At 72.2% G+C, this 20,158-nt stretch carries 12 protein-coding genes and 1 pseudogene; 7 read left to right on the top strand and 6 right to left on the bottom strand.

All coding sequences use genetic code 11. From position 1 onward, the window contains the following. Positions 1-33: 33 nt before the first annotated feature. Complete coding sequence (locus AC2CJA_RS10965) at positions 34-393, bottom strand: rhodanese-like domain-containing protein (protein WP_484602475.1); 360 nt, start codon at positions 391-393, stop codon at positions 34-36. Positions 394-451: 58 nt separating this feature from the next. After that, positions 452-1,816, bottom strand: coding sequence for a rhodanese-like domain-containing protein (locus AC2CJA_RS10960; RefSeq protein WP_484602474.1), 1,365 nt, complete (start codon positions 1,814-1,816; stop codon positions 452-454). A gap of 578 nt (positions 1,817-2,394) precedes the next feature. Between AC2CJA_RS10960 and AC2CJA_RS10955 the strand changes: the two genes are divergently transcribed. The 3 genes from AC2CJA_RS10955 (at position 2,395) to AC2CJA_RS10945 (ending at position 6,025) form a co-directional block, all read left to right on the top strand. After that, positions 2,395-3,030: a transposase family protein gene (locus AC2CJA_RS10955; RefSeq protein WP_484602479.1), complete on the top strand. Its 636-nt coding sequence runs from the start codon at positions 2,395-2,397 to the stop codon at positions 3,028-3,030. Between the two features lie 98 nt (positions 3,031-3,128). Further along, positions 3,129-3,611: a hypothetical protein gene (locus AC2CJA_RS10950; RefSeq protein ID WP_484602473.1), complete on the top strand. Its 483-nt coding sequence runs from the start codon at positions 3,129-3,131 to the stop codon at positions 3,609-3,611. 80 nt (positions 3,612-3,691) lie between these two features. Next, positions 3,692-6,025, top strand: coding sequence for a hypothetical protein (locus tag AC2CJA_RS10945; protein WP_484602472.1), 2,334 nt, complete (start codon positions 3,692-3,694; stop codon positions 6,023-6,025). A 222-nt stretch (positions 6,026-6,247) separates the two neighbouring features. On the opposite strand, the gene AC2CJA_RS10940 is transcribed toward AC2CJA_RS10945, so the two are convergent. Both AC2CJA_RS10940 and AC2CJA_RS10935 read right to left on the bottom strand, forming a co-directional pair. Next, positions 6,248-9,433, bottom strand: coding sequence for a glycoside hydrolase family 3 N-terminal domain-containing protein (locus AC2CJA_RS10940; RefSeq protein ID WP_484602471.1), 3,186 nt, complete (start codon positions 9,431-9,433; stop codon positions 6,248-6,250). A 277-nt stretch (positions 9,434-9,710) separates the two neighbouring features. Beyond that, positions 9,711-10,712, bottom strand: a complete 1,002-nt coding sequence (locus tag AC2CJA_RS10935; protein WP_484602470.1) for a Gfo/Idh/MocA family protein — start codon at positions 10,710-10,712, stop codon at positions 9,711-9,713. A 163-nt stretch (positions 10,713-10,875) separates the two neighbouring features. Here AC2CJA_RS10935 and AC2CJA_RS10930 point away from each other — a divergent pair. The 4 genes and pseudogenes from AC2CJA_RS10930 to AC2CJA_RS10915 all read left to right on the top strand — a co-directional run. Next, positions 10,876-11,226: pseudogene (locus AC2CJA_RS10930) on the top strand (YfcE family phosphodiesterase); the annotation flags it as partial. Positions 11,227-11,802: 576 nt separating this feature from the next. After that, on the top strand, positions 11,803-12,561 hold the full coding sequence (locus AC2CJA_RS10925) for a LamB/YcsF family protein (RefSeq protein ID WP_484602478.1): 759 nt from the start codon (positions 11,803-11,805) through the stop codon (positions 12,559-12,561). A gap of 20 nt (positions 12,562-12,581) precedes the next feature. Further along, positions 12,582-13,181 carry a 5-oxoprolinase subunit B family protein gene (locus AC2CJA_RS10920; RefSeq protein ID WP_484602477.1) on the top strand — a complete coding sequence of 200 codons (600 nt, stop codon included), beginning with the start codon at positions 12,582-12,584 and terminating at the stop codon, positions 13,179-13,181. Continuing rightward, complete coding sequence (locus AC2CJA_RS10915) at positions 13,178-14,056, top strand: 5-oxoprolinase subunit C family protein (protein WP_484602469.1); 879 nt, start codon at positions 13,178-13,180, stop codon at positions 14,054-14,056. The genes AC2CJA_RS10920 and AC2CJA_RS10915 overlap by 4 nt, the downstream gene beginning before the upstream one ends. 252 nt (positions 14,057-14,308) lie before the next feature. On the opposite strand, the gene AC2CJA_RS10910 is transcribed toward AC2CJA_RS10915, so the two are convergent. Both AC2CJA_RS10910 and AC2CJA_RS10905 read right to left on the bottom strand, forming a co-directional pair. Beyond that, the gene (locus tag AC2CJA_RS10910) at positions 14,309-16,714 is read right to left on the bottom strand and encodes a SpoIIE family protein phosphatase (protein ID WP_484602476.1); all 2,406 of its coding nucleotides are present in this window, start codon (positions 16,712-16,714) and stop codon (positions 14,309-14,311) included. A gap of 137 nt (positions 16,715-16,851) precedes the next feature. Beyond that, positions 16,852-20,158: HAMP domain-containing protein (locus tag AC2CJA_RS10905; protein WP_484602468.1), on the bottom strand; the 3,307-nt coding region annotated here is incomplete at its 5' end.

Genomic DNA, 20,158 nt, shown 5'->3' with positions numbered 1-20,158 from the left:
GCCCCGGCGGGACGGTCGCCGGGGCCGGGACGGTCACGCGACGGTGCCGGGGCGTCCGCGCCCGTCACGCACGGGCAGGCCCTGCCTCTCCCATGCGGCCATGCCCCCGGTGACGTCCACCGCGTCCACGCCACGGTCGGCCAGGAGCCTGGCGGCCTTCCGGGAACGGTTGCCCGAGCGGCAGACGGCCACCACGGGCCTGCCGCTCAGGCCGCCGGGCGGTTCCGCGCCCTCCACCAGCCGGGACAGCGGCAGATGGACCGCGCGCGGGGCGTGGCCGGCGTTCCACTCGGCGTCCTCGCGCACGTCCAGCAGAACGGCTTCGCCCTCGGCGGTGCGCCGGTCGGCCTCGACCGGGTCGACGCGGCCGGGGCCGCGGTGGATCACGGACATGATGCTCTCCTCCGGTGGGTGGTGCGGGCGATGTGGACGGTCGGGGGGCATGAGCCCTTCAGGGCCGTACGACGGTCAGCCCCGCCTGCTCCGCCGCGTCGAAGGGGTCGTCCACGGCGACCACCTCTCGGCCGGCCGCGTCCAGCATCGAGGCGGCGATCGTCGCGCGCATCCCGCTGGCGCAGTGGACCCAGACGGTCCCGTCGGGCACCTCGGCCACACGGCCGTGGAGCTGGTGGACGGGGATGTGGGCCGAGCCCTCGACATGGCCGTTCGCACGCTCAACGTCGCGGCGCACGTCGAGCACCACCACCTCCTCGCCGCGCTCGCGGACGCCGGCCAGGTCGGCGAAGGCCGCCCGGGGGAAGGAGCGCGGCTCCTCGCCGTCGCCGAGCCAGTCGGCGGGGCCGCCGGTGGCGGCCGCGGCGGGGCGGTCGATGCCGACCCTGGCCAGCTCCCGCTGGGCGTCGGCGAGCTGTTCGGAACTCTCGGCCAGGAGTGTGACCGGCTTGCCCCAGGGGATCAGCCAGGCCAGGTAGGTGGCGAGCTTGCCGTCGGCCTCGAAGTTGTACGCACCCGCCACATGCCCCTCGGCGAAGGCCACACGGCTGCGCAGGTCCACCACCCACTCCCCCGCGGCCAGCCGGGCTGCGATCCCCTCCGCGTCCGCGCGCCGGGGCGGGGTGAGGTCGATCGGTTCCGGCCCGGCGGAGTTCACCGGTCCCATATGAGTGTAGTAAGCGGGGATGTCGTCCAGGCCGGCGAGCAGGTCGGCAACGAACTCGTCGACATCCTTGACCAGCGCGTCGTTGGCCTCGCGTTCCTTGCCGATGGTGGTGGAGTCGCCCTCGGCCTGGGTGGAGGAGCAGAAACTGCCGAAGCCGTGGGTCGGCATCACGGGCACGTCGTCGTCCAGCTCGTCGGCCAGCCGGCGGGCGGAGGCGTGCTGGGCGCGGGCCAGTTCGCGCGTCATGCGCGGCTCGACCAGGTCCGGCCGCCCGACGGCGCCGATCAGCAGTGAGCCGCCGGTGAAGACGGCGCCCGCCCGCCCGTCCTCCTCCAGTACGTAGGAGGTGTGGTGCGGGGTGTGGCCGGGGGTGGCCAGCGCACGCAGCGTCAGCCCCTCCTCGATCCCGCTCGTGTCGCCGTCGGCCACCGGCGTCCGGGGGTACGACACACGGGCGCCGGAGGGCACCAGGTACTCCGCGCCCGTCACCCGGGCCAGTTCCGGCCCGCCGGTGACGTAGTCGTTGTGCACATGGGTCTCGGCGACGAGGGCGATCCGCACCCCCCGCCGGGCCGCCAGTGCGAGCATCCGGTCGATGTCACGCGGCGGGTCCACCACGACGGCCGCCGACCGGCCCCCGGCCAGGTAGCCGCGATTGCCCAGTCCCCGGATCTCCACGGTGTCGACGAAGAACACGGTGCTGCTCCTTCCGGATCGCTGTGCCCCGGGGATACGGCCATCACCGTAACACATACCCCAGGGGGTATTATGAAGAGTGGGGCCTCACGTGGCCCCTCTTCCGGCGGGTACCCGCCGGGGCGGGCGGAAACGGACACCGCGCACCGGCCCGTGACACCACCGAGCACAGGAGAACGACCGCGGCATCTGCCTGGAAAGACCCTCCGGCGCAGCCGACCGCTATACGACAAGCATCGCCATGCATTGAGGTTTTTTCAGCGAAATGATCTACGTGAAGTCGGATAAGGCTCCGGTACTGGGACGGGCAGCCTTGCCCCGGCGGCGGTCTTCCTCGCGTGCCTGTTGGCCGCCCGCGGAAGATCGGCGCTCCGCGCGGCTCGCGGACGCTGGGCCCGTTCCGCCGGGCGGTCCTGGTGCTGTGCTGGTTCCGCCACCGCACCTGCGTGCACTGCCTGGTCCGCGACGCCGGAATCTCCCAGGCCACCGGCTACCGCTACCTGCTCGAAGGCATCGACGTCCTCGCCGAGCGCGCCCCGGACCCGCACCAGGTACTGGACCGCTGTCGACGTGAGGGGATGACCCACCTGGTTCTGGACGGCACGCTGGTCGAGTGCGACCGTGCCGCCGACATCCGGGAGAACGGCAACAACTGGCGGTTCAGCCAGAAACACAGGGCGTTCGGCGGGAATATGCAGTTCCTGTCCGCCCCGGACGGCACCCCGCTGTGGGTGTCCGACGTCGAACCGGGCTCCACCCCGGACATCACCGCCGCCCGGCTCCACGTGCTGCCCGCGCTGTACGCCGCGGCCCGAGCCGCGCTGCCGACCCTGGCCGACGCGGGTTACACCGGCACCGGCAGCGGCGTGCACACACCCTTCCGCCCGCACTCCGACATCGCCTCACCCCTGACCGCGGCCCGCGCCCACGGCATCGTCCAGGCGTGTCTGACCCGGCAGATTCTCGTCTTGGCCGACCGCGCCTACCAGGGCGCCGGCGCCACCGTCTGCACCCCGTACTACGGCCATCGCGACCTACCCGGGCACTACCAGCAGTACAACCGAGACCAGGCCCGGCTGCGCGCTCCGGGCGAGCGCGCCTTCGCCCGGCTGAAGTCCTGGCGGGCACTCCAACGAGCCCGCTGCTCAACCCGACGCATCGGCCGCACTGTCCAGGCCGTACACGTCCTGCTGACCTGCGACTACACAGGATGAAAGAGGTTCACTGAGAGAACCTCACTGTTCCCGAGACACAGCACGTTCCAAGTCCTACAGTGGTGGGACGCTAAACGACGCTATGGGGAGAGGCCTACGTGTTAGCCGAGGGGATGATCGCCGCTGCGGCGGGCGGGGGAATGGCCGTAGTACAGGCAGCGGGAACGGAGGCCTGGGTCGCGCTACGGGCCAAGGTGGCCGAAATCTTTCATCGAAGTGCTCCGGAACGGGAACTGGCTGTTCTGGAACGCTTGGACCAGACACAGGAACTGTTGCGGGGTGCGGCCCCGGACGACTTGGAGCGCTTGCGGGTCCGCCAGGAGGCCTCATGGCAGACCGTCTTCGAAAGTCTGCTGGAAGGGCTGGACGATTCCGAACGCCAAGGGGTGATCACGGGTCTCCATGAGCTTCGTGAGGCTGCGCGTCGGAACCCCGGAGGAACGGCCTCCTCGGGGCAAGCCGGAATGGCTGTCCGCGGCGACGTGTCCATTCGCGCTGACAGTGGGTCCGCCGCCGCAGGAGTGATCAACGGTGGTGTCCGGATCGGTGACCCTACCCTGCCGGGAGCGGAACACGGCTGACCGTTCCCGGAGACCGTACCCTCCTCCCGGCAGTCTCCGCTTCCACCGCTCCCATTCAGAACATTGCTCAAAACGGAAGCGTGGCCGCGAACACGGTCAACACCGTCGTCATCGGTTCGCAGAGCGAGGAGTGTCTATCCCTGCGGGTCTTTTACCGTCCCGCCCCGCGGCCAGTCGACTGGCATCGGTTCCTTTCAGGGGTGCCCTGCGGCTTCGCCGAAATCGGTAGCGGCGCGGTTGTGGAACGGCGCCTGGCCACAAGGTCGGGTCGGATCATTCAGGGGATGGAGGCGATACCGTGGTCGCGGTCGCACGGCGCGCGGATACTTTTCCTGGCCGGCGAGGCAGGCGAGGGAAAGACGAGCTTCCTCCGCCGTCTGATGTGGCACTCCGCAGACGCACATCTGGTGATCGAGGCCAGCTACACCACAATTGCGGGGAACGCTTCCGCGCAAGCCTTCCGGGACGTCATCCAGGATTTCATGCCTTCCGGCGACGGACGCTCTTCGGTCCTCTTGGTACTAGATGTGAGCGCGCCCCCCACCACCGGACAGGAGACTGCCCTCGCCGAGTTCCTGGCGGAAGTATCGAATGCCTGGGATGAGGGTGCGGAAATGACTGCGATAGTGGCTGGCAGACCTCCCTGGATGCACTCGCTCCGCCGCAGGACTCAGGCCGCTTCCGAAGTGGTCCGTCTGGCTCCTCTCGACGTGAACGAACTCGCCAGTCTCCATCGCATGATCCATCGGGCGTACACGGACCTGTTAAGGGTCCTGGACGACGAGGAACTGGGAGCCAGGTATCCGAACCTCCGGCATTCCGGCTCCCTCAGCGCTCAGGCGCCCCTCGACCCTGACTGCGCCTCACCCTCGGTCCTGGTCACCTTCCTCAAAGCGGTGTACGGCGAGCACTTCCACTTTCGCCTGGTGGAGGAATGCAAGGCGATGACGCCCGCCGACCAGGCCGCCTACGTTCAAGTCTGCCTCGCCACAGTCGCAGCCGGAAAGATTCCCGAGCAGCTTCTGAGCCGACTGTGCGGGCAGGCCGATTTGGATACGCGTAGCCAATTCGACCCGTGGACACGGGATGCCGACAGCAACCACATGGCAAGACATGCCGTCATAGCCCAGACTGTCATCGAGGAGTCCGGGCTCCATACGCGGATTCGAACCGCTCTACAGGACCTGCTTCAGCACTCGGTTCCCTCTGCCGAGATGTCCCGGCTCTTCTTAAGAGTGTTGGAGTCAATCGGCCTGTGGGAACCTGTTGCAGTCGGTGAAAGGACCAGGCTATCGCCGAATCAGATTCGGAAAATGGCTCGCGAGGTCCTGCTCGAGGGTTCGGGCGAGTTGTTCAGGGTGGTACTCGGAAAGTGCGTTGCGGCCGATGAGCTGATCTACTGTTCACGTATACTCACCATGCTCCTCCCAGAGTCTCCTGGCGCATCCGAGGAGACTCTGAACATTCTAGACCTTACGAGTCGGGCTCTGCGGATGGCGCACGCCCTGCCCGACAAGGCGTCGCTGACCGCAGAGCCGGTCGCGTACTACCTGGACAAAACAGAATATCTGAGGTCGAAGATCTCGGGTGACGCACCAGCCTCTTCGTTGACGCTGGTTCACAGGTGGAAGGAATTCGTCGGCCGCGAGTGGTGTCGGGCAGACTTCTACGCAGACCTTATAGGCCACTGCATAAAGGCCCGTTCACAGATGTCCGAGTACGACGAGAACGAAACCTTGGAGGTGTATCTCACCGCCGAAGCAGCATATCAGCATCTGCGTTCATGCGGGAAGATCAGCTCAGGTTTCCTCGGGCGATATATGAAATTCCGGGTCCGGAGCATCTACAACGACTTGCCACCTGACCTCAGAAAGATCGTCTTCGAGAGAGGGTGGCAGCTGTCCCTGCGCCTGAAGAGAACCGATGGCGGGGTCGGGATCCAGCTCGACCAGGAGCTGGCCTCGGTGGGACGCGAGACAAGGGATGACCGGATCGATCTACTCCTCTCCATTGTGCGCGACGCCGACTACAGTCAGCACTTCGCGGCAATCCGGCTCGCCAGTCTCGTCCGCAGAGACACACAGACGCGTCAAGTGGCGCTGAATGCGATGCAAGCGATCCGCCGGGACAACCTGAGCGACATCTCGTCCGCCATGCTGAGCCATGGTGTCGCCATACTGCTGGCTCCGGACGACCCGCGCCACGTGGAAGAGCTGAGAAAGGCGTGCGGCGACTACAAGGAGGGCATTTTCAATCGTGACGGGTGGCTGGACTGGAACGAGTACTGGAAGCAGGCTGCCCGGCAACTGTCCCGCTTCGATTCCGACGCCGGTCAGGAAGCACTGAAGGAATGGCAGTCTCACCGCGCTCGTTTCGACGGGCGGGCGACAGGTGGCGCGCGTGGCCGGAGGTGAACCGCCGCGCCGTGGGCCGGCGGCTTCCCCGAAGCTGGTGCCCTCAGGTCATCTCGGCGATGCGAGGTGCTGTTCGGCTGGGAGGTCGTGCCTTACCGCGCAATCCGGCGCAGCAGCACGAGGTCGGCTCCCGATATGGTGACGCCTCAGTTCGACGGGTAGGCGAGGTCTGCGGACGCCAGCTCGCTCGTGCGGATCTCACGGACCGGCTCGGGTGGGCGGTCAGCGGGCCAGCCGATGGGCCTCGGCCAGGTGGCGGATCGCCTTGGCGTAGTCGCCGGAGGCCAGGGCGTGGTCGGCGTCCGCAGTGAGGGACACCGCGCGCTCCGGAGCGCCGTCACCGGCCTTCAGCAGGGTGTCCTGGGCGATGTCCCGGGCGACCGAGACGAGTTGGTCCGCCTGGAGGTAGGAGTCGGCCCTCGACTTCTCCAGCGGGGCGGCGGCCCGGGTCAGGTGTTTCAGGACCGCGTCCGCGCCGCGGACCGTGCCGTCGGACTTCCAGTACCGGTTCTTGAGAGCGAGGCGGATGTGGACGGCCGCGATGCGGGAGGCGATGTCGCGTCGGTCCCGCAACTCCTCCCGGACGTCCTCCAGCCGGTCGCGGGCGCCGTCGGTGCGCAGGCCCCAGCCGTACGGGTAGAGCGGGTCGTAGGAGGCGTCGCCGACGTTGACCGGGACCTGGGCGGCCGAGCGCGGCCAGCTCACCGGCAGGCGGCCGGTGAAGGGCCGCTCGCCGAAGAGGGTGTCGGCCACGCCGGTGCCTTCGGTGCCCGGCAGCCAGGAGGCCACCAGGGCGTCGATGTCGCCGAGTCGGTCGGTGATGATCTGCGGGCGTCCGGAGACGATCAGTACCGCGCATTCCATGGCGCCGCAGACGGTGTCGACCGCCTTCCGGTCGGCCTCGGACAGCTCCAGGTCGTGCCCGTTGCCGACATCGCCGACGCCCTCGGCGTACGGGGTCTCGCCGACCACCACGATGCCCGTGCTGTGCCCGTCGGTGGGCGCGGAGGCGTCCTCGCTGAAGGTGACGGAGGCGTCCGGGGCGGCCTGGCGGATTCCCTCCAGAATCGTGGTGCCCTCGGTGATGTCGCCGGAGGAGCCCTGCCAGGAGATGGTCCAGCCGCCGGCCTGGTTGCCGATGTCGTCGGCGTTGGAGCCGGCGACGTAGAGCTTCTCGTCGCCGCTCAGCGGCAGCAGGTTCTTGTCGTTCTTCAGCAGCACCTGGGAGTCGGCGGCGGCCCGGCGGGCCAGCTCGCGGTGGGCGGCGGAGCCGACGGAGTCCAGGTGGGTGCGGTCGGCGTAGGGCTTCTCGAACAGGCCGAGCTGGAACTTCTTGGTGAGGATGCGGGTGACCGCGTCGTCGATCCGCGCCATGGGCACGGCGCCGGAGTCGACCTGCTCGCGCAGGGTGGAGGTGAAGCCCTTGTAGTCGTACGGGACCATGATCATGTCGAGTCCGGCGTTGATCGAGGTCCGCACGTCGGAGGCGTATTCGCCGGGGATCTGGTCGATGGCCTGCCAGTCGCTGATGACGAACCCGTCGAAGCCGAGGTCGCCCTTGAGGACGTCCGTGATCAGGTCGGCGTGGGCGTGCATCCTGACCGGGCCCTCGCCGTCGCCGAGGAAGTCGACGCTGGAGAAGGACGGCATGACGGTGCCGACTCCTTCGTCGACCGCCTCCACGAAGGGGGCGATGTGGACGGTCTCCAGCTCCTCGCGCGTCGTCCTCGTGACGCCCTGGTCGATGGTGTAGGTGCCGGTGGTGGAGGAGCCGAACTCGGTGCCGCCGTCGCCGGCGTAGTGCTTGGCGGTGGCCAGCACACGGTCGGTGTCCTTCAGGTCCCGGCCGTCTGCGCGGCCCTGGTAGCCCTCGACCGCCGTGGCCAGTCGCGTGACCAGCGCCGGGTCCTCGCCGAACGCCTCGTACGCCCGGCCCCAGCGCTCGTCGCGGCTGACGCACAGGCAGGGGCTGAAGTTCCAGGGGACGCCGGTGGCGCGGACCTCCTTGGCGGTGACGCGGGCGGTGTCCTCCACCAGCTCCGGGTCGCGGGCGGCTCCGAGGCCGGTGTTGTGCGGGAAGACGGTGGCGCCGACGACGTTGTTGTGGCCGTGGACGGCGTCGACGCCGTAGATCAGCGGGACCTGCAGCCGGGTCTGCTGGGCCCGCAGCTGGAAACCGTCGACCATGTCGGCCCAGGCCTCGGGGGTGTTGGGGGCGGGGTTGGAGCCGCCGCCGGACAGCAGCGAGCCCAGTTCGTAGGAGGCGATGTCGTCCTGGGCCTCCAGGGCGCCGCGTTCGGCCTGGGTCATCTGGCCGATCTTCTCGTCCACCGTCATCCGGGAGAGCAGGTCCTCCACCCGCTCGCCCACCGGGAGCCGGGGGTTCTGGTACGGCAGGCCGTGCGCGTCGATGACGACGGTGGGCGGATCGTCGGGGGCGCGTGCGCCATCGGCGGAGAGGGTGATGGGGATGGTCTTGGCGGTGGCGGGCTCCGCGCTGCGCTCGGTGTCGACGGTGAAGGTCTTCGCCGTACCGGAGGGGGTGCCGGCCGGGAAGGTGAGGGTGCCCTCGACCGGGGTGTAGTCCTCGCCGGGCTCCGCGGTGCCCTCGCCGGTGGCGTAGGCGACGGTGACGGGCTCGGCCAGCGGCACGCCGCCGGTGGTGCCCACGGCCACCTCCACGGTGGCGGTGCCGCCGTGCTCGACGGTGTGGACGGGCCGGTCGGTGGCGACGCGGGCCCGCACCCCGCCCACACCGTACAGCTCGACCTGGTCGAACTCCAGGGCGCCGGAGGCGGTGGGCAGGTTGACGGCGTAGCCCCACATCCGGGTCAGGTCCAGCACGCCGTCGTCCGGGGCGCCGGCGGGCTGGTAGTCGGGGCGCCGGACGAAGCCCTCGAAGGGAGTGCGGACCTGTTTCCAGCCGTCGGTGTCGTCGGTGAAGTAGCCGGCCCACAGCTCGGCCTGCCCGGCGTTCGGGCCGCCGTCCTTGACCTCGAACTGGACGCGCTCCCCGCTGCCGGTGCCCTTCACCCAGAAGGAGAAGCCCTCGTGGCCGCTCCAGTCCTCGGCACCGGTCAGGGCGTGGTCGAAGCCGCCCCAGGCGGTGATGTCGTACTCCACGCGCAGGGCGCGGTTGAAGGCGTTGGCGCCGGGACGGGCCTCGGCGGCGACCTGGCTGAGCCTGGGAGTGTCCCCGGGGGTGCTGCCGTAGGTGCCGATCGGGCCGGGCACGGCGCCGTCGAAGTCGTCCAGGACGCGGTCCTGCGCGGCGGCCGACGCGGCAGGGGTCAGACCTGAGGCGAGCAGGGCGAGGAGGGCGCCGAGGGTCGCGGCGGCCGTTCGCCGGCGCCGCCTTCGCCGGCCCCCTCCCCCGGGTCCCGTTCCTGTGTGCGGTGGCTGTCCCATGACGGCTCCCTCGGACGCGGTCGAAGTTTTCAGCACTTGAACGCAAGAAGGCACAGGTGCACTGTCATGCGCACGGCGCTGATCCTGTACGCGACCGGATGGGGCGTCAATACCTTTTTTTCGTAAACCTCTTGCAGGCGGTAGCCCTCCCGGCACCCTCGGCGACCGGAGAATAAGAGCGCTCTCGGAATCGTGGCAGATGAGGGGCCCGCAGGGCGCTCGCAACCGCCCGGCGGGCCCCGGCCACGCCGTCGCACACCGGATGCCCGGCGAACGGTCAGTCGTCGCCCGGGTAGCGGACCCCGACGCGCTCGCGGACGGCGTCCAGCGTCGCCATCACCGCGAGCGTCCCGTCCAGCGGCACCAGCGGGGACTCCGTCTCCTTCTGCCGCAGGCAGCGCATCACCTCGGCCGCCTCGGGCCCGTAGCCGGTGCCGCCCTCGGCCCGCGGCACCCGGACCTCCTCGGCCTCGCGCCCCTCGCGGCGCAGGACGAAGGACTCCGGGGCGAAGAAGCCGTGCGGCAGCTCGACGCGTCCCCTGGTGCCGCTGACGGCCGCCACGGTGGGGCTCGCGGAGGCGATGGAGCAGGAGAGGGTGGCGACGGCCCCGCTGTCGTAGCCCAGCAGGACGCCGGTGGTCTCGTCCACGCCCTCGGGCGTCAGGTGGGCCCAGGCGGCGACGGAGGAGGGCTCGCCCAGGACGAGGTGGGCGAAGGAGACCGGGTAGACGCCCAGGTCCAGCAGGGCGCCGCCGCCCAGCCGAGGGTCGCGCAGGCGGTGCGAGGCATCCGAGGGGGCGACGATGCCGAAGTCGGCGTGGACCGAGCGCACCTCGCCGATCGCGCCGTCCGCGACGAGCTCGAGCATGCGGCGCACCACCGGGTTGCAGTAGGTCCACATGGCCTCCATCAGGAAGACGCCCCTGCGGCGCGCCAGCGCGACCATCTCCCGCGCCTGGGCCAGGTTGAGGGTGAGCGGCTTCTCGCACAGCACCGCCTTGCCCGCCTCCAGGCAGACGGTGGCGGCCTCCAGGTGCGCCGAGTGGGGCGTGGCGACGTAGACCACGTCCACGTCCGGGTCCGCGGCCAGCTCGGCCCAGCTGCCGTACGCGCGCGGAACCCCGTGCTCGTCGGCGAAGCGGCCGGCGGACTCCGGCGAACGCGAGCCGACCGCGAGGAGTTCACCGCCGGGCAGGGTCGCGAGGTCGCGGGCGAAGGCCCCGGCTATGCCGCCGGTGGCGAGGATGCCCCATCTGATCGTGTCGTCGGTGCGCGTCATGTGCTCCCCCGGGTGCGGGCCGGATCCGGCGTGGGCGTGTCGGCGATCACCCTACGGCGGGCGCGCGGCGCGCGGGCGGGCTGTCCGCATGGTGTACGCGGCCCGGTGGGGAGAGGGGCGGCGGGGACCGGCGGGTCACGCTGGAACCGTGCTCGTTGTGATCATGTCCGACACCCACCTCCCCGGGCTCGCCAAGCGGCTGCCCGACGAGCTGCTGGAGCGCGTGGCGGAGGCGGACGTGGTGGTCCACGCCGGGGACTGGGTGGACACCGCCGCCCTGGACCTCCTACAGGAGCGCTCCCGGCGTCTGATCGGGGTGTACGGCAGCAACGACGGGCCCGGACTGCGCGCCCGGCTGCCGGAAGTGGCCCGCACCGAGCCGGGCGGACTACGCCTGGGCGTCGTCCACGAGACGGGTCCGAAGTGGAGCCGGGAGAAGCGGTGCGCCGAGCGCTCCGGCGATCTGGACGTCCTGGTCTTCGGCCACAGCCACATTCCCTGGGACACCACCGCCACCACGGCCGGCGGCGGGCCGCCGCGGCTGGGCACCCGGCGCGCGCCGGGTGCGCACACCGGGTCCGCGCGCCCACGTTTGAAACCGGGCTCCGGGGCGATCCTCACCCCACCGTCCATCCTCGCGGGAGGAGCTCCGTTGGAGACCTGGCAGGCCGTACTGATCGCCGTCGGCGCGGTGCTCGCCGTCGCGACGCTGGCCGTCGCGGCCGTCCTGCTGGTCAGGCTGGTGCGCGCCTATCTGCTCCTGCGGGGCGCGGACCTCCCCGTGAGCGCCGGGGCCGCCTTCTGGGTGGCGCTGGTCTACACGGTCTTCCCCCTCGACCTGCTCCCGGATCCGGTGTACCTGGACGACGTCGGCCTGCTGCTGCTCGTCCTCCACCACCTGGGCGCGGTGGCACGGAGGTACGGGCGGGCCGGCGGGGAGGCGGAGCTCCCGGAGGCCCCGGAGACGCGCCGTCGGCGCTGACGGACTCGTGGACACGCCCCGCCCGTCTCCCCGAACTACCCTCGTCGCATGACACAGCGGGACGAGGGGGAGAAGGGGGCGGTGGCTCGGGTGGAGGGCGCGGCCCCGGTGATCGATCTCAACGCCGACCTGGGCGAGGGCTTCGGACGGTGGGAGCTCACCCACGACGAGGCGCTGCTCTCGGTCGTCAGCAGCGCCAACATCGCGTGCGGCTTCCACGCCGGGGATCCCTCCACCATGCGCCGGGTGTGCGCGCAGGCGGCCGAGCGGGGGGTGGCGATCGGCGCCCAGGTCGCCTACCGCGACCTGGCCGGCTTCGGGCGGCGGCCGATGGAGGTCCCCGAGGACGAGCTGGCCGACGAGGTCGCCTACCAGATCGGCGCCCTGCGGGTGTTCGCCGAGTCCGCCGGGACGCGTGTGGCGTACGTCAAACCGCACGGCGCGCTCTACAACCGCGCGGTGCACGACGAGGGCCAGGCGCGGGCGGTGGTGTCCGGGGTGCTGCTGGCGGGCGGGGGACTGCCGGTGCTGGGGCTGCCCGGGTCGCTGCTGCTCGGGGCGGCCGAGGAGGCCGGGCTGCCCGCGGTCACCGAGGCGTTCGCCGACCGCGGCTACACCGCGCGGGGCACGCTGGTGTCCCGGCGGGAACCGGGGGCGGTGATCCACGATCCGGACGCCGTGGTCTCCCAGGCGCTGGGCATCGCGCTGCGCGGGAGTGTGGCCGCCGCCGGTGACGGCGTGGAGGTGGCCGCCGGAGCCAGGTCGCTGTGCGTGCACGGCGACACTCCGGGCGCCGTCGCGCTCGCCCGGCGGGTGCGGCAGGCCCTCGCGGAGTCCGGTGTGCGGATCGAGGCGTTCGTGCCGTGAGGGTGACGAGGGTGCTGCCCATGGGCAGGCGCGCCCTGCTGCTGGAGGTGGACAGCGCGGAGCGGGCCCAGGCCCTCCACGCCGAGCTGGCGCGGCTGCGGGCGACCGGCGAGCTGCCCGGGGTGGAGGAGATCGTGCCGGCGGCGGCCACCGTCCTGCTGGACGGGCTGGAGGACCCGGGGGCGCTGGCGAGGTGGCTGCGGGGCAGGGAGTTCCCCGGCTCCGCCCCGGCGGGCACCGCCGCGGTGGTGCTGCCGGTGCGCTACGACGGACCGGATCTGGCCGAGGTGGCGGCACTGTGGGGGGTGGACGAGGAGGAGGCGGTCGCCGTCCACACGCGTACCGAGTTCCGGGTCGCCTTCTGCGGGTTCGCCCCCGGGTTCGGCTATCTCACCGGGCTGCCCGGGGAGTTGGGCGTACCCCGCCGCGCCGTCCCGCGCACCTCGGTGCCGCCGGGCTCGGTGGGGATGGCCGGTGCGTACACGGGGGTGTACCCGCGTACCTCGCCCGGCGGCTGGCAGTTGATCGGCCGGACGGACGCGGTGCTGTGGGACGTGTGCCGGGAGCCTGCCGCGCTGCTGGCCCCGGGCACCCGGGTGCGGTTCGAGGCGGTGCCGTGACGGGCGGGGGTGTGCTGGAGGTCCTGCGGCCGGGGGCGCTGACCACCGTGCAGGACCTGGGCCGGGTGGGCCTGGCCCATCTGGGGGTGCCGCGTTCGGGGGCGCTGGACTCCCCCGCCCACCGGCTCGCCAACCGTCTGGTGGGCAACGCGCCCGGGGCCGCGACGCTGGAGACCACCCTCACCGGGTGCGCGGTGCGCCCGGACCGCGCCGTGGTGGCGGCGGTGACCGGTGCGCCGTGCCCGGTGCGGATCGACGGCCGTCCGGCGCCGTGGGGAGCGGCGGTGCGGGTGCCGGGCGGGACGGTGCTGGAGGTCGGCGCCGCGCGGGCCGGAGTGCGCAGCTATCTGGCCGTGGCCGGCGGCGTCGGTGTCGGGCCGGTGCTCGGCAGCCGGTCCACCGATCTGCTGTCCGGGCTCGGCCCGGCTCCGCTGTCGGCGGGGGCGCGGCTGCCGGTGGGGCCGGCGCCGGGGCCCGTGCCCTGGGCCGACGCGGTGGCCTCCGCCGCTCCGGGACCACCGTCGGGCGAGCTGGTGCTGCCGCTGGCGCCCGGGCCGCGCGAGGACTGGTTCACCCCGGCCGCGCTGCGCGCGCTGGCCCGGGGGGTCTACCGGGTGTCCGCCGAGAGCAACCGCGTCGGGCTGCGGACCGAGGGGCCCACCCTGGAACGGTCGGTGCGGGGCGAGCTGCCCAGCGAGGGCATGGTGGCGGGTGCGGTGCAGGTGCCGCCGGGCGGCGAGCCGATCGTCTTCCTCGCCGACCATCCGACCACGGGGGGCTACCCGGTGGTCGGCGTGGTGCCGCGGGAGGCGCTGGCGGGGGCGGCGCAGGCGGTGCCGGGGCTGAAGGTGCGTTTCGTCCCGCTGCGGCGCTGAGCGCGCCGGGCCGCCGCGGGTGCCGCCGGGCGGCCCCGCCCGCGCAGGGACCGCCCGCGCCGGGGCTCAGCTCCCGGGCCCCCGGCCGGGTCGGTGCGGCGCTCGGCGCCGTGGCCGTGCTCGCCCTCGCCCTGCTCCCGGTGCCTGTTCTTCTCTCCCATCGGCCCTCGTCCTCGCGGTGTGTCGCGTTCGGGTGCACGGCGCGGGCACCCGGCGTGCGGAGCCGGAGACGGCCGGGCGGCGGGGCCCGGGTCAGCGCATCCGGACACCGACGACGCAGGTGTCGTCGTCGGTGTCGGAGTTGCTGTAGGTCAGCAGGCGGTCGAGCTGCTTGTCCAGGGTGGCGTCGGAGTCCCGGGCGAGGGCCATGAGCTGGTCCAGGGACTCCTGCAGGGAGCGGTCCCGGCGCTCGATGAGGCCGTCGGTGTACATCAGCAGCATGTCACCGGCCTCCAGCACCAGCTTCTCCTCCTCGTACCCGGCCTCCGCGACGGCGCCGAGCAGGAGTCCGCCGACCAGCGGCAGCGTGGCGGCCTCGCCCCGGCGCACCAGGACCGGCGGCGGGTGGCCGGCCCGGGCCCAGCGCAGCGTCCGGGCGCCCGGGTCGTACAGACCGCAGACGGCGGTGGCGGTGACGTTCTCGGTGAGGTGGTGGGCGACGGTGTTGAGCCAGGCCAGTATCTGCGCGGGCCCGGCTCCGGTGGTGGCCAGACCGCGCAGGGCGTTGCGCAGGACGACCATGCCGGTGGCCGCCTCGATGCCGTGGCCGGCCACGTCGCCGACGGAGAGCAGTACCTGGCCGGACGGCAGGACGACGGCGTCGTACCAGTCGCCGCCGACCAGGTGGTCCTTCTCGGCGGGGCGGTAGCGCACCGCGATGTCCAGCCCCCCGGCGTCGATGGGGCCCCGTGTGGGCGGCATGATGGCGCGCTGGAGCTGAAGGGTCATGCGGTTGCGCTCGGCGGCCTGCTGCTCGGTCTGGGCGAGCTGGTCGCGGGTGGCGCCCAGCGCGACCTCCGTCCAGTGCTGCGCGGAGACGTCCTGGTAGGCGCCGCGCACCGCGACCAGCCGGCCACCTTCGTCGAGGGCCGGTTCGGCCACCACACGGATGTGGCGCACGATTCCGTCGGTCCGCCGGAGGCGGAAGGCCGTGGAGGCGGGGCGGCGGTGGTGCAGCAGGGTGCGCAGGAACCGCCCGATGGCGGCCTCGTCGTCCGCGTGGGTGTGGGCGGGCAACTGCTCCAGGGGGACCGGCGCGGCGGTGGGCGGCAGTCCGTGGAGGGCGAAGAGCTGGCTGTTCCAGACGATCTCGCCGGTGACGAGGTTCTCCTCGAAGCCGCCGATGCGGCCCAGGCGCTGGGCGTGCTGGAGCACGCTCGCCAGTCGTGCCGCCTCGTCCTGGACCCGCCAGATGAGCAGGACGTTCTCCCCGTGGCGACTGATGCTGACGGCCGCCTCCACCGTCAGCGGCACCTGGCCGACCAGCGCGCGCAGTACCATCCGTTCGGCGCGGAAGGGCTCGCCGGTGGCGTGGACGTGCTCGATCTTCTCGAACAGGCCGCTCTCGCCCACCGCCATCGGGTAGGCCTCCAGCAGCAGCGCCCCGGCGACGGCGCCGCGCGGACGGCCCACCGGGTCGACGAAGTGGGCGCTGACGTGGTGGATGCGGAAGTCGGCGAGCCGGCCCTCGGCGTCCAGGTGGGGTACCAGCACCAGGGCGGGGTCCAGCAGGCCGTCGGCGAAGTCCACCAGTTCCGAGGCGCCCGGGTGCCGTGCCTGGAGGACCTCCCCGCGGTCCGCGGCGTCCGCGGCGCGGCTGTCCAGGGTGTGGGCGCACAGTTCGGCCAGGGCCTCGATCTGCCGCTGGACCTGCGGGGGCTGCGGTTCCAGCGGGCCGGGCCAGCAGATCTCCAGAACGCCCAGGAGGCGGCCGCCGTTGTCGGCGGGGACCGTGACCCGGCAGCCCTCGGGCGCCTGCCGCCTGCCCAGGGTGGGCAGTCCGGCCTCGGCGGGGGACGCGAACCACACGGGCCGGCGCTCGGTGAGGGCACGGCGGGCGAGGGTGGCCACCCCCGGCGGTACGTAGTGCCACCGTGCGGCCTCCTCGGCCGCGTAGCCCGCGAAGCCGGCCAGGGTCAGGGAGGCGTCGGTGCCGGCGGCCCAGATGGCCACCGCCACGGCGCCCAGCGGGGTCAGCGCGTGCTCCAGCAGGGACTCGGCGACCGCCTGGGTGTCGTCGGCGGCCAGCGCGCCGCTCTCCGCGGTGCGCAGCCGCACCGACAGTGAGGGGGCGTTCCCGTCCTCCTTCCTCCGGCCGCCGTCCCCGCCGTCCTGCCCCGCCCTGGCCAGGAACTCGCGGGCCGCCTCGGTGACCCGGTCGTGGGCGGCCTGGTCGATGAGGTCGGCGGCCAGTTCCAGCCGGGAGAGGCCTGCCCGGTCGGCGAGGACGTCCAACTGCCTGGCGGCCTGCGCCGGGCCGCAGCCCAGCCGTTCGACCAGGATCCCCTTGGCCATCTCGATCAGGGCGCGGCCCTCGGCCGCCGCGTGGGCCTCGCGCACCTCGCGGCGCAGCCGCTCGACGGTGGCGGCCAGCCTGCCGACGCGGATGTCGGCGCCGTCGCGCGGCGGGACCCCGTCGTACGTCCCGCGCTCGTACACCCTGCCCTCGTACGGCTGCCGCGCGGGCGGCGCCGGGGCAGCCGCGGGCCCGCCCCCGGGGACGGGCTCGTCCGGCCGCTGGGTCTGCACTGCGCTGCTCCTCGGGGCGGGGGTCGGCTGACGGGCGGGGCTCGCGGCTACGCGTCCAGGCAGCGGCGGATGCACGCGACGAGGTCGCGGGCGTCCAGCGGCTTGGTCACGTAGTCGGTCGCCCCGGCGGCGATGCTCTTCTCCCGGTCCCCGGGCATCGCCTTGGCCGTCACCGCGATGATGGGCAGACCGGCGTAGTCGGGCATGGCCCGGATCGCCGCCGTCGCGGCGTAGCCGTCCATCTCCGGCATCATCACGTCCATCAGCACCACGTCGACGCCGGGGTGACCGGTGAGGGTCTCGATGCCCTTGCGGCCGTTGTCGGCGTGCAGGACGTGCATCCCGTGGAGCTCCAGGATGCCGGTGAGGGCGTAGACGTTGCGCGCGTCGTCGTCGACGACCAGCACCGTCCGGCCCGCCAGCGAGCTGTCCGCCTCCTCGGGCGGAGCCGCCGGCTCCGCGGTCTCCTCGGAGCGCACCAGCGGCAGGACATCGCCCGGTTCCTCGGCCGTCAGGTGCAGCGCGATACGTTCGCGCAGCTCGTCCAGACCGGAGAGCAGCTCCATCGGCCGGCGGCCGGTGCGGGAGCGCAGGGCTCGCTCCTGCTCCGGGGCCAGACGCCGGTTGTTGTGCGCGAGGACCGGGACCCGGCGCAGGGCCGTGTCGCCGTCCATGGCCTCCAGGAAGCCCATGGCCGTCCCGTCGGGCATGTCGAGCTGGAGCACCACGCAGTGGCAGGCCTCCGCGGCGAGCGCGGCGGCGGCCTCCTGCGCCCCGACGGCCGTGACGACCTCCACGGGTCCGCGCGGGTCGCCCATGTCTCCCGCCCCCTCGGCCAGGTCCGCCACGGCGCTCTCGGCGACCAGGGAGAGCAGACCGCGGGGGCGGTCCTCGATCACCAGCAGCCGCCGCTTCCGCGGCCGCTGCGGCTCGGCGGGCGGCTCCTGGACGGCGGGCCCGGTCCCCTCCCGGGCGCCGGTCTGCCGGGAGGGGAGCGGCGCGGCGGTGAAGTCGGGCCGTGCCACGGGCAGGTAGAGGGTGAAGACGCTGCCCTGCCCGGGGACGCTCTCGGCGGTGACGGCGCCGCCCAGCAGGTAGGCGATCTCGCGGCTGATGGACAGGCCCAGACCGGTGCCGCCGTACTTGCGGCTGGTGGTCCCGTCGGCCTGCTGGAAGGCGCCGAAGATGGTCTCCAGCTGCTGCTCGGGGATGCCGATGCCGGTGTCCTCCACCCGGAAGGCGACGGCCGAGCCGTGCAGCCGGACGGTGGAGGGCGGTTCGCCGGGGGCGACCGGCTCGATCCTCAGGGTCACGCCGCCGGACTCGGTGAACTTCACCGCGTTGGACAGCAGGTTGCGCAGCACCTGCCGCAGCCGGGAGTCGTCGGTGAACAGGTCGACGGGGACACCGGGCGCGGTGGTGATCGTGAAGCCGAGGCTCTTCTGGGTGGTGAGTGGCCGGAAGGTGGCCTCGACGTAGTCCAGCAGACCGCGCAGGGGTACGCGCTCGGGGTTGATATCCATCTTGCCGGCCTCGACCTTGGACAGGTCCAGGATGTCGTTGATCAGCTGGAGCAGGTCGGACCCGGCGGAGTGGATGATGCCCGCGTACTCGACCTGCTTGGGGGTGAGGTTGCGGGTCGGGTTCTGCGCCAGGAGCTGGGCGAGGATCAGCAGGCTGTTGAGCGGGGTGCGCAGCTCGTGGCTCATGTTGGCCAGGAACTCCGACTTGTACTTCGAGGCCAGTGCCAGTTGCTGGGCGCGGTCCTCCAGCTCCTGCCGCGCCTGCTCGATCTCCAGGTTCTTGGTCTCGATGTCGCGGTTCTGGGAGGCCAGGAGGGCGGCCTTCTCCTCCAGCTCGGCGTTGGAGCGCTGGAGTTCGTCCTGCTGGACCTGGAGTTCCTCGGAGCGCTCCTGGAGTTCGGCGGCCAGGCGCTGGGACTCGGCCAGCAGCTCGTCGGTGCGGGCGTTGGCGACGATGGTGTTGACGTTGACGCCGACGGTCTCCATGAGCCGGCCCAGGAAGTCCTGGTGGAGCGCGGTGAAGGGGGTGACCGAGGCCAGCTCGATGACGCCGAGCACCTGGTCCTCCGCCGTGATCGGCAGGACGATCAGACTGGTGGGCTCGGTGGCGCCCAGACCGGAGGAGACGGTGACGTAGCCGGCGGGCAGGTCGTCGACGGTGACGGTGCGGCGGCTGCGGGCGGCCTGGCCGACCAGGGACTGGCCGAGCCTGAAGCGCGGCGGCTCGGCGCCGCCGGCCGCCGCGGGGTGGCCGTAGGAGCCGACCAGGCGCAGCTCGGTGCCCTCCGCGTCGTCCTCGGCGAGGTAGAAGGCGCCGTACTGGGCGCCGACGAGCGGGGTGAGCTCGTCCATGATCAGCTCCGCGACGACGGCGAGGTCGCGGTGGCCCTGCATCAGGCCCGAGATGCGGGCGAGGTTGGTCTTGAGCCAGTCCTGCTCCTGGTTGGCCCGCGTGGTCTCGCGCAGGGACTGCACCATGAAGTTGACGTTGTCCTTGAGGTCGGCGACCTCGCCGGAGGCGTCCACGGTGATCGAGCGGGTCAGGTCGCCCTCGGCCACGGCCCCGGTGACCTCGGCGATGGCGCGGACCTGGCGGGTGAGGTTCCCGGCCAGCTCGTTGACGTTCTCCGTCAGCCGCTTCCAGGTGCCGGAGACGCCCTCGACCTCGGCCTGGCCGCCCAGACGTCCCTCGCTGCCGACCTCGCGGGCCACCCTGGTGACCTCCGCGGCGAAGGCGGAGAGCTGGTCGACCATCGTGTTGATGGTGGTCTTCAGCTCCAGGATCTCCCCGCGCGCGTCGACGTCGATCTTGCGGGTGAGGTCGCCCTGGGCGACGGCGGTGGTGACCTGGGCGATGTTGCGGACCTGCCCGGTCAGGTTGTTCGCCATCGAGTTGACGTTGTCGGTCAGGTCCTTCCAGGTGCCCGCCACGCCCGGCACCCGTGCCTGGCCGCCGAGGATGCCCTCGGTGCCGACCTCGCGCGCCACCCGCGTGACCTCGTCGGCGAAGGCGGAGAGCGTGTCGACCATCGTGTTGATGACGTCGGCGAGGGCCGCGACCTCGCCCTTGGCCTCGACGGTGATCTTCTGCGAGAGGTCGCCGCGCGCGACGGCGGTGGCGACCTGGGCGATGGAGCGCACCTGGCCGGTCAGGTTGGAGGCCATCACGTTGACCGAGTCGGTCAGGTCCTTCCAGGTGCCGGAGGCTCCGCGCACCGCGGCCTGGCCGCCGAGCTTGCCCTCGGTGCCCACCTCACGCGCCACCCGCGTGACCTCGTCGGCGAACGCCGAGAGCTGGTCGACCATCGTGTTGATGGTCTCCTTCAGCTCC

The sequence above is a fragment of the Streptomyces sp. ATLC9 genome (genome assembly GCF_057196705.1).
The sequence above is the reverse complement of the archived record's forward strand: the minus strand, read 5'-3'. Positions and strand labels throughout refer to the sequence as shown.

Excerpts from the sequence above, each read along its gene's own strand:
- AC2CJA_RS10940 (WP_484602471.1), bottom strand. The coding sequence starts at position 9,433 with ATGGGACAGCCACCGCACACAGGAACGGGACCCGGGGGAGGGGGCCGG.
- AC2CJA_RS10920 (WP_484602477.1), top strand. The coding sequence starts at position 12,582 with ATGGGCAGGCGCGCCCTGCTGCTGGAGGTGGACAGCGCGGAGCGGGCC.
- AC2CJA_RS10935 (WP_484602470.1), bottom strand. The coding sequence starts at position 10,712 with ATGACGCGCACCGACGACACGATCAGATGGGGCATCCTCGCCACCGGC.
- AC2CJA_RS10965 (WP_484602475.1), bottom strand. The coding sequence starts at position 393 with ATGTCCGTGATCCACCGCGGCCCCGGCCGCGTCGACCCGGTCGAGGCC.
- AC2CJA_RS10955 (WP_484602479.1), top strand. The coding sequence starts at position 2,395 with ATGACCCACCTGGTTCTGGACGGCACGCTGGTCGAGTGCGACCGTGCC.